Here is a 17,744-nt window from a genome sequence, read left to right on the forward strand (position 1 = left end):
ATTCAGTGAGTGACCATCCTGGCACTTTTTAGTCTGGCTGACTACTCCTCATCATCGCCGTCAACATGAGAACGAATCAGTGCCATGAATTCTTTACCAAAGCGCTCAAGCTTACGCGTGCCGACGCCGTTGATACTGAGCATTTCGCCCGCGCTGAGCGGCGTCTGCTCGGCCATCTCGATAAGCGTGGCATCGTTGAACACGACATACGGCGGGATATTCTCTTCGTCGGCAATCGCTTTACGCAGCTTGCGCAGTTTGGCAAACAGCTTGCGGTCGTAGTTGCCGCCGTAGGATTTTTGCATCACACGCGGTTTGAGCGCGACAACGCGCGGAACGGCAAGCTGTAACGCCAAATCACCGCGCAGCACCGGTCGCGCCGCCTCAGTGAGCTGAAGCGCGGAGTGCTGGGCGATATTTTGCGTAGCGAAACCGAGGTGAATCAGCTGGCGGATAATACTCACCCAGTGTTCGTGGCTCTGTTCACGACCAATGCCGTAAACCGGCAGCTTGTCGTGCCCCATTTCGCGGATACGTTGATTATTTGCCCCGCGCAGCACTTCCACCACGTAGCCCATACCAAAGCGCTGATTCACACGGTAAATGGTTGAGAGCGCCTTACGCGCATCCATCAGGCCATCGTACTGCTTAGGCGGATCGAGGCAGATATCGCAGTTGCCGCACGGCTCCTGGCGTCCTTCGCCAAAATAATTGAGCAGCACCAGACGTCGGCAGGTTTGCGCTTCGGCAAAGGCCCCCATCGCGTTAAGTTTGTGGCGTTCGATATCCAGCAGTTGCCCGGCGGGTTTTTCTTCCAGACAGCGGCGCAACCACGCCATATCCGCCGGATCGTAAAACAGCATCGCTTCAGCAGGCAGGCCATCACGCCCGGCGCGGCCGGTTTCCTGGTAATAGGATTCGATATTGCGCGGGATGTCGAAGTGCACCACAAAGCGCACGTTCGGTTTGTTGATCCCCATCCCGAACGCCACCGTCGCGACCACGATTTGCAGGTCATCGCGCTGGAATTTTTCCTGCACGTCGGCGCGGATGTGGTTTTCTAAACCGGCGTGATAGGCCGCCGCGCTAAAGCCGCGATTTTGCAGACGCGCGGCGGTGTCTTCCACTTTCGCGCGGCTGTTGCAGTAAATAATGCCGGATTTGCCGCGCTGCTCCTGCACATAACGCAGCAGCTGGTCCGTCGGCTTGAATTTTTCCATCAGCATGTAGCGGATGTTGGGGCGGTCAAAACTGCTGACCTGAATAAACGGATCGTTCAGACCCAGCAGCCGCACAATATCCAGACGCGTGGTGTCGTCCGCCGTGGCGGTGAGCGCCATAAATGGCAACGCCGGGAAACGCTGACGAAGCTGGCCGAGCGCGGCGTATTCCGGACGGAAATCGTGGCCCCATTGGGAGATACAGTGCGCCTCGTCCACCGCCAGCAATACCGGATTCCAGTGCGCTAAATGCTCAAGGAAGTTGTCCAGCATCAGGCGCTCTGGAGCGATATAGAGCAGGCGAATTTGTCCGTTACGACAACCTGCCATCACCTCTTGCTGCTGTTCGCGCGTTTGAGTGGAGTTAATACAGGCCGCGGCCACGCCGTTTGCCAGCAGCTGGTCCACCTGATCTTTCATCAGCGAAATGAGCGGCGAAACCACGACCGTGAGGCCGTCCAGAACAAGCGAGGGAACCTGATAGCACAGCGATTTTCCGCCACCCGTGGGCATAACCACCAGACAGTCGCGGCCTTCCAGCACGGTTTTAATGATGGTTTCCTGGCCAGGGCGGAATTGCTGATAGCCAAAGGTTTCATGCAAAACCTGTTTAGCCAGCGATTCCTGATTCAATACGTCCGCCTGCGCCACGTTAACCCCATATGCCAGAAATAAAACAGGCGCTATTTTCAGCGCCTGAGAGAGAAACTTCAACGTTTAACGAAAAAACATTCAGGATGGCCTAGAAAAGATCGTTAAGCATCACGCCCACACCAACGCGGGTTTGATTGAAATTATAATCAATAAGCGATTCGCCGTAGCCGCTGTAAACCTGCGTGTAGATACGCACATGTTTGGTCATCGGATAGCTCAAGCCCAGCTCCGCACCGCCATAGCCAGTGTTCCAGTTGTATTGGCCCTTCGCACTCAGAACCGCGTCACCCAGCTGGTAGCCAATTTTAAGCTGATAGTAGCCCATGTATTTGGTGATATCCGGGTTATCGTCCGTATCGCCAATCACATACCACGGTTTGACTTCCACCAGCCAGTTACCGTTCTCCGCCATCAGACGCGTATAGAGACGGTTCCAGCTACGCGATGTCGGATCGGAACGACCGTTGGAATCGTGGTTATAGCCAAACTCCACGTCGCGCAGCGTCCAGCCAGCAAATTCGTCGTCCGTGGCAAAGCCGAGGAACAATTGCGGCTCATAGTTGGTTTCACGGAACGGCGACGATTCACCGCTATTGGACAGCTGCCACCAGGATTTCTGGGTATAAGAACCGCCCAGAACCGAGTTCGGCCCCAAAATACCGCGCCAGAAAGGGAACGCCAGACTGAGCTGGAACTTCACTTCATCTTTGCGCGCATTATCGGACCAGTTATAGGAGCTGATCGCTTCTTTGTTAAGGTCGCTGGTTTGGGTGTAAATCACATAGTTAGTGTCGTACGGATAGAGCGTAAACGGATTATCATGCTCCAGAAGCATATTCGCGATAATACTGCCGCGAACGGCGGGCTTATCATGCACTTCTTTCAGCGTCGCTTCCTGCGCAAATGCCGTGAGGGGCAGCGAAACCGCCGCCAGTAACCAACCCAGATACGTCCGCATCGGTGGGGTTCTCCTGCGAAATAAGATTATGTGAAGAGTTATGTGGGCCACATTCTACCTGTTTCTTCGCTAACTTCCCCTCTTCGTTTCTGAAAGTGGAAATCCTTATGCTTGAGGCATAAAATCAACATTTTGTTAACAACAAAGGATGCGACTTTTCATGTCAGCCACGCTTACCGCTGAAGAAGCCCTGAAACTGGTGGGAGAGATTTTTGTTTACCACATGCCATTTAACCGCGCGCTGGGGCTGGAGCTGGAACGTTACGAAAAAGGGTTCGCCCAGCTGGGTTTCAACAATCAGCCAATGATGGTGGGAAACTGGGCGCAAAGTATTTTACACGGCGGGGTGATCGCCTCGGCGCTGGACGTCGCGGCAGGTCTGGTCTGTGTGGGCAGCACGCTGGCGCGTCACGACACCATCAACGAAGATGAATTACGGCAGCGTCTTTCGCGGATGGGGACCATTGATTTACGCGTGGACTATTTACGTCCGGGACGAGGTAATCGCTTTACCGCCACCAGCAGTCTGCTGCGCGCAGGCAATAAGGTGGCTGTCGCCCGCGTCGAATTGCATAACGAAGAGCAGGTTTATATCGCCAGCGCAACTGCCACTTATATGGTGGGTTGAGACGCTAAAATCGGGTAAAATTAATTCACTTTCTTGTAACGGATTTTCCCGATGGATGCTAAACAGACGCGGCAGGGCGTTTTACTCGCCCTTGCCGCTTATTTTATTTGGGGTATCGCGCCCGCGTACTTCAAGCTGATCTACTACGTCCCAGCAGACGAAATTCTCACCCACCGCGTAATCTGGTCTTTTTTCTTTATGGTGGCGCTGATGAGCATCAGCCGTCAGTGGTCGGGCGTGAAAACGCTGCTGCAAACTCCGAAGAAGATTTTCCTGCTGGCGCTGTCGGCGGTGCTGATTGGCGGCAACTGGCTGCTGTTCATCTGGGCGGTCAATAACCATCACATGCTGGAAGCCAGTCTTGGCTACTTTATTAACCCGCTGGTAAATATTGTGCTGGGGATGCTGTTCCTCGGCGAACGTTTCCGTCGTATGCAATGGGTCGCCGTTTTACTGGCCTTCTGCGGCGTATTGGTACAGCTGTGGACGTTTGGTTCGCTGCCGATCATCGCGTTGGGGCTGGCGTTTAGCTTTGCGTTTTATGGTCTGGTGCGTAAAAAAATTGCCGTAGAAGCGCAGACCGGAATGCTGTTCGAAACGCTGTGGTTACTGCCGCTGGCGGCCATTTATCTGTTTGGCATTGCCGACAGCAGCACCAGCCATATGGGAAGTAATCCGTGGTCGCTGAACCTGATGCTGATGGCCGCAGGCGTCGTGACCACCATTCCACTGTTGTGCTTTACCGGCGCGGCAACGCGTTTACGCCTCTCCACGCTCGGGTTCTTCCAGTACATCGGTCCAACGCTGATGTTCCTGCTGGCCGTGGTCTTTTACGGCGAAGTCCCTGGCGCCGATAAGATGGTGACCTTTGCGTTTATCTGGGTCGCACTGGCTGTTTTTGTCGCGGATGCGATTTATACGCAACGCAGAGTGAAGAGAGGGCGGTAATATTGCCCTGCCCTCTCCCTGAGGGAGAGGGCATTCTGAACCCGAACGGGCTCATATGAGTTGCGAATTTACAGCCAGTTGCGACGTTTGAAATACAGATACGGCGCCAGCCCGGCAAGGATCATAAAGATAATCGCGCCAGGATAGCCAAAGCTCCAGCGCAGTTCCGGCATAAACTCGAAGTTCATCCCGTAGCTTGATGCCACCAGCGTCGGCGGCAGGAACACCACGGATACCACCGAGAAGATCTTGATGATGCGGTTCTGCTCGATGTTGATAAAGCCCATCGCCGCCTGCATCAGGAAGTTCACTTTCTGGAACAGCGATTCGTTATGCGGCAGCAGGGATTCGATATCGCGCAGGATCTCCCGCGCTTGTTCAAGCTGACCGCCAGGCAGACGCGCTTTACGCACCAGGAAATTCAGCGCTCGCTGGGTATCCATCAGACACAAACGCACTTTCCAGCCGATATCTTCCTGCTCCGCCAGCGTGGAGAGCGCTTCATCGTATTCATCGCCCTGATGGCCTTCCATGATGACGCGGCTCAGCTTTTCCAGATCGCTGTAGATGTTTTCGATCTCATCCGCCAGCTGTTCGATTTTGGTTTCGAACAGATCAAGCAGCAGTTCATAGGCATTGCCATCGACCATTGCCTGGCTGCGGGCGCGCATACGATAGAGACGAAACGCAGGCAGTTCGCGCTCGCGCAGCGTGAACAGGCGGCCATCACGAATGGTAAACGCGACGGTGGAGTTACCGGCGTGGTCTTCCGCATCTTCAAAAAAGAAAAAGGAGTGAATATGCAGGCCGTCTTCGTCTTCAAAGAAACGCGCGGATGCTTCGATATCTTCCAGTTCCGGGCGGGTAGCCAGGCTTTGTCCGAGCTCTGATTGTACGCGAAGGCGCTCATCGTCGTCCGGCTCGACCAGATCCACCCATACGGCATCAATGAGGGGCTGTGACTCTTCAGCTTCAAGCCGAATCAGTCGGTTATTTTCGAGTTGAAATGCGCTCAACATGACCGGGACTCCCAATGCAAAAAATATCGGACAGTTCGGTGGGCACACAGAAACAATATGGGTTTCAGACCATTAAACAGCCTGACTCAGCGCGACGGGAAAAATAGGTCGCTGACAACCACTAAGGCCATCAGCAAGAGGAGATAGCCTTAGGAGTTGTTCCTGGATGACAGGGAATTGAGCCAGTATCTACTGGGTGTGTCCAAGGCGAATGTCCTCTTAGCGTAATCGTGCGCGCATGTTACGCCAGCAGTAACTGCGGCGTCAACACGCAACGGAACGCTGAAGAGCAATAAATAGCCTTCAGCTATTAAGGCTAGCAGATTATTACAAAATAATGATATTTTTCTGAATGTTACACCGTTTCCAGCTTCGCGTAGGCCGCGACCAGCCATTTGATCCCTTGCCCCTGGAACGCCACCTGCAGGCGGCTGTGCTCACCGCTGCCTTCCAGATTCACAATGGTGCCTTCGCCAAATTTTGAGTGACGGACGCGCTGGCCAAGCTTGTAGCCGGTATCGTTTTCCGAGATCGGCGTGCCCATTCGCTGATGGCTCACCGGACGGCTGATACTGGCGCGCAAACGCACCTCTTCCACACACTCTTCCGGCAGTTCACCGATGAAACGCGACGGACGGTGATAAACCTCTTTGCCGTACAAACGGCGGGTCTCGGCGTAAGTCAGGGTCAGTTTTTGCATCGCACGCGTCACGCCGACGTAGGCCAGGCGGCGTTCTTCTTCCAGACGACCGCCCTCATCCAGCGACATCTGACTTGGGAACATCCCCTCTTCCATGCCGACGATAAACACCTGCGGGAACTCCAGCCCTTTTGCGGAGTGCAGCGTCATTAACTGCACCGCGTCCTGCCAGGTATCCGCCTGCCCTTCGCCTGCTTCCAGCGCGGCGTGCGACAAAAACGCCTGAAGCGGCATCAGATCTTCGTCTTCTTCGTTGTAGCTGAACTGGCGCGTTGCCGTCACCAGTTCCTCTAAGTTCTCAATACGCGTCTGGCCTTTCTCGCCCTTTTCCTGCTCATACATCATGCGCAGACCCGAATCTTTTACGACCCGGTCAGTCTGGACGTGCAGCGGCATATCGGCCGTTTCCTGCGCCAGCGCGTCAATCAGTTCAATAAAGCGTTGTAATGCGCTTGCCGCACGGCCAGCCAGCGCTTTTTCCTGCAACAGCTCCCGGCAGGCCTGCCAGAGCGTTAGCTGACGTTCACGGGCCGCCTGACGTACTACGTCGAGCGTGCGATCGCCAATCCCGCGTGTTGGCGTATTCACCACGCGCTCAAACGCCGCATCGTCGTTACGATTCGCAATCAGGCGCAGATACGAGAGCGCATCTTTGATCTCCTGACGCTCGAAGAAGCGCATACCGCCATAAATACGGTACGGCATACTCACCTGCAACAACGCCTCTTCCAGCACGCGCGACTGGGCGTTGCTGCGATAGAGAATGGCGCACTGTTCCAGCGCTCCGCCGTTGTCCTGCCAGGTTTTAATCCGGTTGACTACAAAGCGCGCTTCATCCAGTTCGTTGAATGCGCAATAGATCGAAATCGGTTCGCCATCGACGCCGTCGGTCCACAGCTTTTTGCCCAGACGCCCGTTGTTGTTTTCAATCAGGGCGTTGGCGGCGCTCAGAATATTGCTGGTTGAGCGGTAGTTTTGTTCCAGACGAATGGTTTCTGCGCCGGGGAAATCGTTGAGGAAACGCTGGATGTTTTCCACCTGCGCCCCACGCCAGCCGTAGATGGACTGGTCGTCATCGCCGACGATCATGACCTTGCCGGTATCGCCCGCTAACAGACGGATCCACGCGTACTGAATGTTGTTGGTATCCTGGAATTCGTCCACCAGGATGTTGGTAAAGCGTTCACGATAGTGCTGGAGAATATGCGGTTTGTTGAGCCACAGCTCATGGGCGCGCAGCAGCAGCTCGGCGAAATCCACCAGCCCGGCGCGGTCACACGCTTCCTGATAGGCCTGATAAACCTTCTGCCACGTTTGCTCGACCGGGTTACCGAAGCTCTGAATATGATGCGGGCGCAGCCCTTCGTCTTTCTGGCCGTTGATGTACCACATCGCCTGACGCGGCGGCCACTGCTTCTCGTCAAGATTCATCGCCTTGATGAGACGCTTCAGCAGACGAAGCTGGTCTTCGCTGTCGAGGATCTGGAAATCCTGCGGCAGGTTCGCGTCCATATGGTGCGCGCGCAGCAGGCGATGAGCCAGTCCGTGGAAAGTCCCCACCCACATGCCCCCCTGGCTGGTTCCCATCAGCTGCGCGATACGATGGCGCATCTCCGCTGCCGCTTTGTTGGTAAACGTCACGGCCATAATGGAATACGGCGAGCAGTTTTCCACGCTTTGCAGCCACGCAATACGATGCACCAGAACACGTGTCTTACCACTGCCCGCCCCTGCCAGCACCAGCATATTGGTACGCGTCGCGGCAACCGCGTCACGCTGTTTGTCATTAAGGCTGTCGAGCAGGTAAGAAACGTCCATTGGCACCGCCAGAAGTCATCTGCCCGGTCGCCGTTTCGCTTCCGGACATACTGTTAATTTATACAATACTGCTGGTGATTATATCAGCGTGGTGAGGGATGCCAACCGCGAAATTTCTACGTGCGGCAACAGGCGACTGTCAGCGGTCTGCATCAGGTCGGCATTTTCCGGTTTGATCCAGCAGGCCTGCATCCCACAGCGTATCGCACCAGCGACATCAGTGGTCAGGTCATCGCCCACATGCAGGATTTCGCCCAGCGGCAGAGCCAGTTTTTCTGCCGCCAGATGGTACATATCGTTGAACGGTTTCGAGCGCCCGTGCGGGCCAGCACGCAATACAAACTCAAAATAATCGCCAAGGCCGAACAGCTCGGGCTGGGCGTTACCGTTAGTTATCGCCACCAGCGGCCATTTTTTGGCGAGCATAGCCAGGGTGTCGTGAGTCTCCTGCGGAACATCAATGCGGCTACGCCATTTGGCAAAGTGAGCCATCGAGGCTTCCGCGCCAAGCGCCGCGTCTTGCGCACTCAGCCCGGCATGCAGCATCGTCTGTTCAACGGCGCGGCGACGCCATTCCGTCACATCATGATAGATTTCTGGCTCCGTCTCGCGTAACGCCTGACGCATCCGTTGAAAATCACGGTTTTGTAGCGTTTTTAAAGACGGGTGATAGTTTTGCACAAACGCCAGCGCTTCCTGTTCGGTGCGCAGAATCACCTGACGGTTGTCGTAAAGGGTGTCATCGAGATCGAAAGTCAGGGCAGATATCTGACCCAGTGGGCGGTAAAAACGCATTATTTCCCCCGTTTTGCGCGTGGATGGGCCGAGTCGTACACCGAGGCAAGGTGTTGAAAATCGAGATGGGTATAGATTTGGGTGGTCGACAGATTCGCGTGGCCCAGCAATTCTTGCACGCCGCGCAGATCGCCGCTGGACTCCAGCATATGCGTCGCAAAGGAGTGGCGCAGTTTATGCGGATGTACGTGGCTGTTCAGCCCCTGCTTGATACCCCATTCGGCAAAACGCTTTTGCACGTTGCGCGCGGAAATGCGTTTCCCCAGTTTTGAGAGAAACAGCGCATTTTCTTCTGTACCAAACAGGCCGCGCAGATCCAGCCAGTGCTCAATCCACGCCACCGCATTGCGGCCTATCGGCAAACGGCGCTCTTTGCTGCCCTTGCCCATCACCCACACTTCGCCGGTATCCAGATCGAGATGTTTAAGATCTAATCCCACCAGTTCCGAAAGACGTAAACCCGCGCCATACATTACCTCCAGCATCGCGCGATCGCGCACCGCCAGCGGATCGTTAAGATCGATATCCAGCAGACGATTCACGTCATCAACGTCGATATTTTTCGGCAGATGGCGCGGCGCTTTTGGGGTGGCGATGCCTTTTGCCGGATTGGCTTTTAGCTCGCCCTGGCTCACCAGCCAGTCGAAGAAACTGCGCAGGGCAGAAAGCCGTAACGCGAGACTCGCCGGGCCTAAACCTTTGCGCCGGCTGCGCACCACAAATCCGCGCACGATCGCAGCGTCACATTGTTGCCAGCTTTTCAGACCGATCTCTTCGGCGATCTGCATGATGGCATCAAGCTGACGCTGATAATTCAGCAGCGTGATCGGGCTAAGCTGGCGTTCAACGCCAAGATAACGCAGAAAACGCGCGACAAGGGGATTAAGCAGTGACTCCGTCATATGCGTTCAATCCAGCGCTCCAGCAGCTCAGGCAGCATCAGGGCTATTTCCTGTAGCAGGTGCGTGCCCTGTCCTTGCTCATAGTGGTGTGCGTCGCGGCTGGTGAATAACATCACGCCCAGATCGCCCTCACGCCCCATCAACGACATTGCCACTGAGCCAATCGCTTTGGCTTCAGGCAACACCACCAGCAGCTCAGGACCGTTCAATGGCCCAAGATAGTGATGCTCATGGCCAAGGCGCTGAATGCGCAGCGGTTCGAACGCCTGACGGCTTAACGCCAGATGGGTAAAACCGGACGGTGCGCCAATACGCCAGCGATCGGGGAACAGACGAATGGTCGCCCCTGCCAGCCCGAGCTCACGCGCCCAGCGGTGAAAACGGCTGAGAAATTCTTCCAGGCTGTGCGCCGACGCAAGCCGCGCCTGCAAATGCAGCAGTCGGTAAAACAAGCTTTCGTTATTGCTGGCCTGTTCCATCAGCAGCGTCATGTTTTCTTCAAGCTGATCGATGTGTTTGCGCGAACGCGCCATATGCCATTCGACCAGCGATACCGTCTCGCGGACCGGATGCGGGACGCGCATCTGTTCGACAACGCGTGCATTGCGGATAAAAAACTCAGGATTGCGCAGCAGATAATCAACAACAGCCCGGTCGTCCAGTTCCGTCATTGTTTCCTGCAGTTCTTCCCCTGGTTGTTTCATAAATGGATAAACCCGTCGTATACATGTGCCGCCGGGCCAGTCATAAACAGCGGATGACCCGGACCTTTCCAGGCGATATCAAGACGACCGCCTGGCAATTCCACGCGAACCTCTTCGGCCAGTAAACCTTGTGAGATGCCGACGGCGACCGCAGCACACGCACCGCTGCCGCAGGCTCGCGTTTCGCCCGCACCGCGCTCATAGACGCGCAGGCGGATATGTTCACGTTTGACTACCTGCATAAAACCAATATTGGCGCGCTCAGGGAAGCGGTCATGGCTTTCCATCACCGGCCCAAGCGTTTCTACCGCAGCGGTATCAACATCATCAACCTGAATCACGCAATGGGGATTGCCCATTGAGACTACGCCACACAATACTGTCTGCTCGGACGCCCGCATGATATAGGTCTTTTCCGCTTTGATGGCCCGAAAGGGGACCGCTGATGGCTCGAAGTTGGGCTCCCCCATATTCACACGCACCAGCTCATCGTCGGTCACACTTAAGACCATGCGGCCATTCGCCGTGCTGACGCGAATATCGCGCTTGTTGGTCAGGCCTTTGAGGCGCACAAAACGTGCGAAACAGCGCGCGCCATTGCCACACTGCGAGACTTCACTTCCGTCAGCGTTGAAGATGCGATAGTGAAAATCCAGATCGGGATCGTACGGCGGCTCAACGACCAGCAGCTGATCAAAACCGACACCCAGATGACGATCCGCCAGACGGCGAATCAGCTCCGGGGAAAAAAAGACATTCTGCGTTACCGCGTCGACGACCATAAAATCGTTGCCAAGGCCATGCATCTTAGAGAACTGCATCATCTACTCCATTGCGCGGGTACAGAACGTGATTATCAGTAGTTCACCTGGCTTGGGCCACCGTTGTCGCCGCGATCGTTGCTATCCGGCGTCGATGACTCGATCTGACTTTGCACCGGTTTGGTCGGCGGTGGCGCTGACTTATCTGCCGGCGGGAAGTACAGCGGTCCCTTCAATCCACAGCCGGTCAGACTAAACAGAGTGACGAGAACGGCAAGCGTTCGAAAAACGTTTTTCATTATGGGTTGCCCGTAAGTTCATGCTTTCTGCTTTCTATCATCGCAGGAGAAGACACAAAAGCAAGAGTTTGCCGCTTTCCTGCAACGGGAATTATTTAGCGTTATACTGCCGCCATCACGAAAAACAGGAACATAACCATGAACGACAGTGAATTCCATCGCCTTGCCGATACCCTGTGGCAAACCATTGAAGAGCAGCTGGACGACTGGGATGGCGACAGCGACATTGATTGTGAAATCAACGGTGGCGTACTGACCTTAAGCTTTGAGAACGGCAGCAAAATTATTATCAACCGTCAGGAGCCGCTGCATCAGGTCTGGCTGGCAACCAAACAGGGTGGCTACCATTTCGATCTCAAAGGCGATGAGTGGATTTGCGATCGTAGCGGCGAAAAGTTCTGGGATCTGCTGGAACAGGCGGCAACGCAGCAGGCTGGCGAAAATGTGAGCTTCCGGGATTAATGACAAAAAAACCTCTCTTATGAGAGGTTTTTTGTTTCTGCTCCATCTCCAGCCGGAGAGGGTCGGGGTGAGAGCATCAGAGTGCACTCCCCCGCACTCAGGAGAAATATTGCTGTAACAGCGGCGTATTGGCATCCTGGTTGGCAGGCACCGCAGGAATAGCCTGGGTCCGGAACGGTATGACCTGCGCACGGCCGTCGACTTTCACAATCTGATAAAACTGCGGCAAGTTGAAGTTGATAAAGCTTGAGCCGTAGGTGAAGCGATCGTGTGAGGAGGAATAGAAGCGGCTCACGTCGCGCACCAGCTCCTCTTTGCTGCCTTCGCAGTGGTGATACACTTCGGCGCGGTTGGTTTCATCCAGGATATAAATATTGAACCCGGCGTCATCCCCCACCTCTTCAAAGAAGAACTGAATAATGCCTTCGCTGGCAAAACCGTCCACCACTTGCGGCAGTTTGACGTGGTTGGTTTCAACCTGCACCGACAAGCCGTGCAGCTTGTTGTGAGAGATCGCACCGTAGAATTCAATGGCGTTTTCCAGCTTCTGCACTGAAACATTCAGACGCTCGAAGAACAGCCCCCAGGTCTGGCCAGAGACGCGCAGCGCTTTGAAGCGGCCCGTTTCCTGACGCGTACTGGAAAGACGCAGTTCAATACATTCCGACACCAGTTGCTGCACGCGGGTACGAATCAGACCACGCAGGTGCTGGCTGTAGCAGAACACTTCCACGCTATCCGGCGGCGCGGCATCCTGGTGCATTTTACCGAGAATGGTTTTCAGCGCTTCGATCATCGCCTGCTCGCCGTTGAAATGCAGGGTACGCACTTCGTTCCACGAGTTGCGATACAGCAGATCAACGCTGCCAATGAGGCAGTTTTGCTGCTCGCCAAAGCTAAAGACATCCAGCTTGCGGAAGTCAAAATGGACCACCTGATTGCGGAAAGCCGCCGTCGGGTCGTACTCCAGGTTGACAATAATCGCCAGATGACGGATTTCACACGGGCTGTAGAGCGCTTTCGGCGTCGGCGCAGGTAAGCGCAGCGGGAAGTGGTGCGACACATCGGCGACCATTTCCTGCAATTTGGCTAAATCGACCACGTCGTTGCCTTTGATAAACAGGCGAGTCCGTGAAGTCAGCAGGCCGTTAAACCATGCCCAGGCCACCAGCTTATTGAGATACCGGTTATATTCCAGCGGCTGATGGCTGATGATCGAATCCATGTTTGGCGAACGGTTGTAAAGATACCAGCCCGTCCGGTTCGCGCGTCCTGGCGGAACGTAGATAAAGGTCAGGTTTGGCTCTGACAGATCGGGGGAAATCTGCGGGTTAACCAGGGTCACTTTGCCCGGGAGCGCTTCGAAAGCCGCGTACAGTTTACGGGTCAACACACCGATATCCTGCGGGCTGGCGGAAACGCTGAGGTTGTTGCGGCGAGCAAAGCGAATCAGGTTACGGTAGCTTTGCATCATGGCATCGAGCAATTCGTTGTGTGCTTCACGCACCTGATCGATTTTCCAGTTGGCGCGATTATCGAGCATGAATAAGCGTTCTTCGTCCCATCCCCACTCTTTGACTAACTGACTGACCACTTCACGACGCCAGCCGACACACGCACGTTCGCGGCTGAGTTTTTCACAGACTTTGAGATAGAAACATCGACGCACCAGATCGAGACGCGTGGTGTCATCAATGGCTTTCAGGTATTCGGTGACGCGTTCCAGCATCATGCAGTAGGCATCAAGGCCAAAGGAGACAATCTCTCCGTCATGCAGACGCTGTTTAATGTCTTTTGCCAGCAGGCGTGGCGTGGGGTATTCCCAGGAGTACGCTTCAAGCAGCAGCGTTTTCAGCACCGCTTTATACGGTGAATCAATACTTTTGTAGAGCTGCCACAGACTTGCGCCGAAATATTCTTCAGCGGACAAGGAGCTTAAGCCGCCCAAATCCAGCCATTCGTTTGGCGTCAGCACGCCCTGCGAATAGAGCGACATGACGTAGTCGTCGTAATGCTCTTCTTCTTCGCACGGCACCATATTCCACAAAATACGTTTACCGGCCAGACGTACAGCGCTGCGATAAAATTCATCCAACAGCAACATGTGCTGGGTTGAACCGCAGTCTTCACCGCCGAGGCTGCCGCTTTCGTTATGGCGGAAACGGTTTTCGTCAATCAGGAAGAAGCTCACTTCCACACCGAGCGATGCTGCCCAGCTTTCCAGCAGGCTGCATTTACGCTGCAGGAGCTGGCGTTCGTCGTTATCGAGCCATGACTGATGGCAGACCCAGATATCGAGATCAGAGGAACAGCTTTGGCCTACCGACGAGGTACTGCCCATCGAGTAAACGCCGGTAATCGGCAGTTCACCTTTCGGTGACACTTGCGGCGGCATACCACGGTGGAGTTCCAGCTCAGTCAGATAGTGCTGTTGGGTTTCGTCGGGCGTGAAGAGGCAAATGCCCTGGGGAACGTTACCATCGAGGTAACCCGGCATCAACGGATGGTGATAATGCAATAACGTTGGCAGCAGACTGTAAACCTGTTGGAAAGCAGGTCCCATGGCAGCAAGCGCGCGATCCACGCGCAATTGATTTATGGCATCCAGTCTCTGTTTCAGAGTCTCAATATAGAGGTACAAGACATATCGCCTGATGTTGCCGGACGTAGCAATCGTTCATAAGAGCGAATGATTACGAGCCCGCAGTATTTCAAAAAAGAACCGTTACCTTTTTTCGCCCTTATCTTTTTGGTCGTGCAGACGAAAAAATGGTCTAAAACGTGATCAATTTAACACCTTGCTGATTGACCGTAAAGAAAGATGCGCTACATACAAGTGTAGCACCGTTCTGCACGTGTAAATTCCTTAATACGGCTGCGGATGACCTGAGCACCGCCTTGTCCCTCACCCCTTCATCGACCGTAAAACTGACATCCCAGAGTCAACAATGTTAGGATGGTCAACGGACGATAATGACGGTAACAAGCATGTTAGACAATGTTTTGAGAATTGCCACACGCCAAAGCCCTCTTGCGCTCTGGCAGGCACAATATGTTAAGCAGCGCCTCGAAGCCTGCCATCCGGGCTTACGTGTCGAACTGGTGTCCATGGTGACGCGCGGTGATGTGATCCTTGATACGCCGCTGGCGAAAGTGGGCGGTAAAGGTCTGTTTGTAAAAGAGCTGGAAGTCGCACTGCTTGAAAACCGCGCCGATATCGCCGTCCACTCCATGAAAGATGTGCCGGTCGAATTCCCTGAAGGATTAGGCCTGGTCACCATTTGCGAGCGCGAAGATCCGCGTGACGCGTTCGTCTCAAATCGTTACGACTCGCTGGATGATTTACCTCACGGCAGCGTGGTTGGCACGTCAAGTTTACGCCGCCAGTGTCAGCTGGCGGAACGGCGTCCGGATCTGGTGATCCGCTCTCTTCGCGGCAACGTTGGAACGCGCCTCGGCAAGCTTGATAACGGTGATTACGATGCCATTATTCTGGCAGTCGCTGGCCTGAAGCGCCTGGGGCTGGAATCACGCGTGCGCGTTGCCCTTCCGCCAGAGCTGTCTCTGCCCGCAGTGGGTCAGGGCGCGGTCGGGATTGAGTGCCGTCTTGATGACGAGCGTACCCGTCACCTGCTCGCCCCGCTTAATCACGATGAGACCGCTGTCCGCGTCAAAGCCGAACGTGCAATGAATACTCGTCTCGAAGGTGGCTGCCAGGTGCCGATCGGCAGCTATGCTGAATTGAGTGACGGTGAACTGTGGCTGCGTGCGCTGGTTGGCGCGCCGGATGGTTCACAGATGGTCCGCGGTGAACGTCGCGGCCCGGCGCAAGATGCAGAAATGCTTGGCGTATCACTTGCGGAAGAGCTACTTGATAACGGCGCGCGCGAGATCCTGGCCGATGTCTATAACGGAGAACCCCCAGCATGAGTATTCTCGTCACCCGCCCTTCTCCCGCAGGAGAGCAGTTAGTGAGCCGTCTGCGCGCACTGGGGCAGGTGGCATGGAGCTTTCCGCTGATCGAATTTTCTCCGGGCCGGGAGTTATCCATGCTCTCCGGCCATCTTGATGCCCTGAACGCCAGCGATCTTGTGTTCGTCTTATCACAACATGCGGTCGAATTCGCCCACGCCCAATTGCAACAAGAGAAGAAGAGCTGGCCGACCGCGCCACGCTATTTCGCGATTGGTCGCACCACTGCGCTGGCCCTGCACGCCGTCAGCGGAATAGATATTCAGTATCCGTTAGATCGGGAAATCAGCGAAGTCTTGCTACAATTACCTGAATTACAATCTGTTGCGGGAAAGCGCGCGTTGATACTGCGCGGTAACGGTGGCCGTGAATTACTGGGTGAAACCCTGAGTGCCCGTGGCGCTGACGTCACCTTCTGCGAATGCTATCAGCGCTGTGCAAAGTATTATGACGGTGCGCAAGAAGCGATGCGCTGGCATACGCGCGGTGTCGATACGCTGGTAATCACCAGCGGCGAAATGCTGCATCAGCTCTGGTCGCTGATTCCACAATGGTATCGTGAAAACTGGTTACTCCGCTGTCGGCTACTGGTCGTCAGTGAGCGTCTGGCGAACCTCGCCCGGGAACTGGGCTGGCAAGATATTCGGATCGCTGATAACGCCGACAACGATGCGCTGCTGCGCGCATTACAATAACTCTCATAATGGGAAGCCATAATGACGGAACAAGAAAAATCCTCCGCCGTGGTTGAAGAGACCAGGGAGACTGTGGAGATCACGCCACAGCCAGAGAAGACAGAAAATACAGTTGAGAAGAAAAACGGCAGCAATAAAACCAGCCTGGCGCTCAGCGCTGTCGCTATCGCCATTGCTCTGGCTGCCGGTGTCGGTCTGTATGGCGTAGTGAAAAAACAGGCGACCACCCAGTCGGAAACCAGCGATGCGCTGGTGAATCAGATCACCGCGCTGCAAAAAGCGCAGGAGACGCAGAAAACCGAGCTGGAAAATATCATTAAGCAGCAGTCATCCCAGCTTGCCGAGGCCAATACCCGGCGAGAAGAGCTGGCGAAACAGCTTGGTGAAGTCCAGCAAAAAGTCGCGACCATTTCCGGCACTGACGCCAAAACCTGGCTGCTGTCACAGGCTGATTTCCTGGTCAAACTGGCAGGACGTAAGCTGTGGAGCGATCAGGATGTCACAACGGCCGCCGCACTGTTAAAAAGCGCCGATGCCAGCCTGGCCGACATGAACGACCCGAGCTTAATCACCGCTCGTCGCGCCATTACCGAAGATATTGCCAGCCTGGGCGCCGTTTCTCAGGTGGATTATGACGGTATCATCCTTAGGGTAAATCAGCTTTCGAATCAAATTGATAATCTGCGGCTTGCGGATAATAACGACGATGATTCCCCGATGGATTCTGACGGGACTGAACTGTCGAGTTCCCTGAGCGAGTGGCGCATCAACCTGCAGAAAAGCTGGCAGAACTTTATGGACAGCTTTATCACCGTTCGCCGCCGTGACGAAACGGCCGTCCCGCTGCTGGCCCCGAATCAGGATGTTTATCTGCGTGAAAACATTCGTTCCCGCCTGCTGGTTGCCGCACAGGCCGTCCCGCGTCATCAGGAAGAGACGTACAAACAGGCGCTGGATAATGTCTCGACCTGGGTACGCGCGTATTACGATACCAGCGATGCCACGACAACCGCGTTCCTTGACGATGTGGACAAACTCAGTCAGCAAAATATCACCATGAATGTCCCGGACAAACTGGAAAGCCAGCCGATTCTCGAAAAGCTGATGCAAACCCGCGTGCGTAACCTGCTGGCACAGCCGGGCGTGGCAGCGGAGCCGAATGCCGCAGCGCCTGCGCCAGCCCCTGAAAGCGCACCTCAAGGAGAGTAA

General features: G+C 55.0%; 17 protein-coding genes. 6 read left to right on the top strand and 11 right to left on the bottom strand.

Annotation, left to right across the window (positions count from 1 at the left end; translation table 11 throughout):
* Positions 1–41: 41 nt before the first annotated feature.
* The gene (gene recQ / locus SOM82_RS19955) at positions 42–1,871 is read right to left on the bottom strand and encodes an ATP-dependent DNA helicase RecQ (protein WP_320461488.1); all 1,830 of its coding nucleotides are present in this window, start codon (positions 1,869–1,871) and stop codon (positions 42–44) included.
* A gap of 91 nt (positions 1,872–1,962) precedes the next feature.
* The gene (pldA, locus tag SOM82_RS19960) at positions 1,963–2,832 is read right to left on the bottom strand and encodes a phospholipase A (RefSeq protein ID WP_154128921.1); all 870 of its coding nucleotides are present in this window, start codon (positions 2,830–2,832) and stop codon (positions 1,963–1,965) included.
* Positions 2,833–2,992: 160 nt separating this feature from the next.
* Between pldA and yigI the strand changes: the two genes are divergently transcribed.
* Positions 2,993–3,460, top strand: coding sequence for an acyl-CoA thioesterase YigI (gene yigI / locus SOM82_RS19965; RefSeq protein WP_154128922.1), 468 nt, complete (start codon positions 2,993–2,995; stop codon positions 3,458–3,460).
* A gap of 51 nt (positions 3,461–3,511) precedes the next feature.
* Positions 3,512–4,408, top strand: coding sequence for an EamA family transporter RarD (rarD, locus tag SOM82_RS19970; RefSeq protein ID WP_154128923.1), 897 nt, complete (start codon positions 3,512–3,514; stop codon positions 4,406–4,408).
* 68 nt (positions 4,409–4,476) lie between these two features.
* Here the strand turns inward: rarD and corA are convergent, their stop codons facing one another.
* The 8 genes from corA to lptM form a co-directional block, all read right to left on the bottom strand.
* On the bottom strand, positions 4,477–5,427 hold the full coding sequence (gene corA / locus SOM82_RS19975) for a magnesium/cobalt transporter CorA (RefSeq protein WP_154128924.1): 951 nt from the start codon (positions 5,425–5,427) through the stop codon (positions 4,477–4,479).
* A 149-nt stretch (positions 5,428–5,576) separates the two neighbouring features.
* Complete coding sequence (gene ysgD, locus SOM82_RS19980) at positions 5,577–5,633, bottom strand: YsgD/CorL family protein (RefSeq protein WP_212743980.1); 57 nt, start codon at positions 5,631–5,633, stop codon at positions 5,577–5,579.
* 149 nt (positions 5,634–5,782) lie between these two features.
* A complete protein-coding gene (gene uvrD / locus SOM82_RS19985) occupies positions 5,783–7,945 on the bottom strand; it encodes a DNA helicase II (protein WP_154128925.1) in 2,163 nt (720 codons plus the stop codon).
* 78 nt (positions 7,946–8,023) lie between these two features.
* Positions 8,024–8,740 (bottom strand): 5-amino-6-(5-phospho-D-ribitylamino)uracil phosphatase YigB, encoded by a 717-nt coding sequence (yigB, locus tag SOM82_RS19990; protein WP_320461489.1) that lies wholly within the window; start codon positions 8,738–8,740, stop codon positions 8,024–8,026.
* Positions 8,740–9,642 (bottom strand): tyrosine recombinase XerC, encoded by a 903-nt coding sequence (xerC, locus tag SOM82_RS19995; protein WP_320461490.1) that lies wholly within the window; start codon positions 9,640–9,642, stop codon positions 8,740–8,742. The genes yigB and xerC overlap by 1 nt, the downstream gene beginning before the upstream one ends.
* Positions 9,639–10,346, bottom strand: coding sequence for a DUF484 domain-containing protein (locus SOM82_RS20000; RefSeq protein ID WP_154128928.1), 708 nt, complete (start codon positions 10,344–10,346; stop codon positions 9,639–9,641). Before SOM82_RS20000 ends, xerC begins: the two co-directional genes overlap by 4 nt.
* Positions 10,343–11,167 (bottom strand): diaminopimelate epimerase, encoded by an 825-nt coding sequence (gene dapF, locus SOM82_RS20005; protein WP_154128929.1) that lies wholly within the window; start codon positions 11,165–11,167, stop codon positions 10,343–10,345. The genes SOM82_RS20000 and dapF overlap by 4 nt, the downstream gene beginning before the upstream one ends.
* A gap of 35 nt (positions 11,168–11,202) precedes the next feature.
* A complete protein-coding gene (lptM, locus tag SOM82_RS20010) occupies positions 11,203–11,406 on the bottom strand; it encodes an LPS translocon maturation chaperone LptM (protein WP_154128930.1) in 204 nt (67 codons plus the stop codon).
* Between the two features lie 138 nt (positions 11,407–11,544).
* Between lptM and cyaY the strand changes: the two genes are divergently transcribed.
* Positions 11,545–11,868, top strand: a complete 324-nt coding sequence (cyaY, locus tag SOM82_RS20015; RefSeq protein ID WP_320461491.1) for an iron donor protein CyaY — start codon at positions 11,545–11,547, stop codon at positions 11,866–11,868.
* A 97-nt stretch (positions 11,869–11,965) separates the two neighbouring features.
* On the opposite strand, the gene cyaA is transcribed toward cyaY, so the two are convergent.
* The gene (gene cyaA / locus SOM82_RS20020) at positions 11,966–14,509 is read right to left on the bottom strand and encodes a class I adenylate cyclase (RefSeq protein WP_320461492.1); all 2,544 of its coding nucleotides are present in this window, start codon (positions 14,507–14,509) and stop codon (positions 11,966–11,968) included.
* 347 nt (positions 14,510–14,856) lie between these two features.
* On the opposite strand from cyaA, the gene hemC reads away from it, so the two are divergent.
* Genes hemC through hemX form a run of 3 tightly spaced genes read left to right on the top strand, consistent with a single transcriptional unit; the run spans position 14,857 to position 17,744 of the window.
* On the top strand, positions 14,857–15,798 hold the full coding sequence (hemC, locus tag SOM82_RS20025) for a hydroxymethylbilane synthase (RefSeq protein WP_320461493.1): 942 nt from the start codon (positions 14,857–14,859) through the stop codon (positions 15,796–15,798).
* Positions 15,795–16,535, top strand: coding sequence for a uroporphyrinogen-III synthase (gene hemD, locus SOM82_RS20030; protein ID WP_154128934.1), 741 nt, complete (start codon positions 15,795–15,797; stop codon positions 16,533–16,535). The genes hemC and hemD overlap by 4 nt, the downstream gene beginning before the upstream one ends.
* 21 nt (positions 16,536–16,556) lie before the next feature.
* A complete protein-coding gene (hemX, locus tag SOM82_RS20035; protein ID WP_320461494.1) occupies positions 16,557–17,744 on the top strand; it encodes a uroporphyrinogen-III C-methyltransferase in 1,188 nt (395 codons plus the stop codon).

It is taken from the genome of Lelliottia sp. CFBP8978 (genome assembly GCF_034046055.2).
GTDB lineage: Bacteria > Pseudomonadota > Gammaproteobacteria > Enterobacterales > Enterobacteriaceae > Enterobacter.

Bases quoted from the DNA above. Each gene is read 5' to 3' on its own strand.
- pldA (WP_154128921.1), bottom strand. From the start codon at position 2,832: ATGCGGACGTATCTGGGTTGGTTACTGGCGGCGGTTTCGCTGCCCCTC.
- yigI (WP_154128922.1), top strand. From the start codon at position 2,993: ATGTCAGCCACGCTTACCGCTGAAGAAGCCCTGAAACTGGTGGGAGAG.
- rarD (WP_154128923.1), top strand. From the start codon at position 3,512: ATGGATGCTAAACAGACGCGGCAGGGCGTTTTACTCGCCCTTGCCGCT.
- corA (WP_154128924.1), bottom strand. From the start codon at position 5,427: ATGTTGAGCGCATTTCAACTCGAAAATAACCGACTGATTCGGCTTGAA.
- uvrD (WP_154128925.1), bottom strand. From the start codon at position 7,945: ATGGACGTTTCTTACCTGCTCGACAGCCTTAATGACAAACAGCGTGAC.
- yigB (WP_320461489.1), bottom strand. From the start codon at position 8,740: ATGCGTTTTTACCGCCCACTGGGTCAGATATCTGCCCTGACTTTCGAT.
- xerC (WP_320461490.1), bottom strand. From the start codon at position 9,642: ATGACGGAGTCACTGCTTAATCCCCTTGTCGCGCGTTTTCTGCGTTAT.
- SOM82_RS20000 (WP_154128928.1), bottom strand. From the start codon at position 10,346: ATGAAACAACCAGGGGAAGAACTGCAGGAAACAATGACGGAACTGGAC.
- dapF (WP_154128929.1), bottom strand. From the start codon at position 11,167: ATGCAGTTCTCTAAGATGCATGGCCTTGGCAACGATTTTATGGTCGTC.
- lptM (WP_154128930.1), bottom strand. From the start codon at position 11,406: ATGAAAAACGTTTTTCGAACGCTTGCCGTTCTCGTCACTCTGTTTAGT.
- cyaY (WP_320461491.1), top strand. From the start codon at position 11,545: ATGAACGACAGTGAATTCCATCGCCTTGCCGATACCCTGTGGCAAACC.
- hemC (WP_320461493.1), top strand. From the start codon at position 14,857: ATGTTAGACAATGTTTTGAGAATTGCCACACGCCAAAGCCCTCTTGCG.
- hemD (WP_154128934.1), top strand. From the start codon at position 15,795: ATGAGTATTCTCGTCACCCGCCCTTCTCCCGCAGGAGAGCAGTTAGTG.
- hemX (WP_320461494.1), top strand. From the start codon at position 16,557: ATGACGGAACAAGAAAAATCCTCCGCCGTGGTTGAAGAGACCAGGGAG.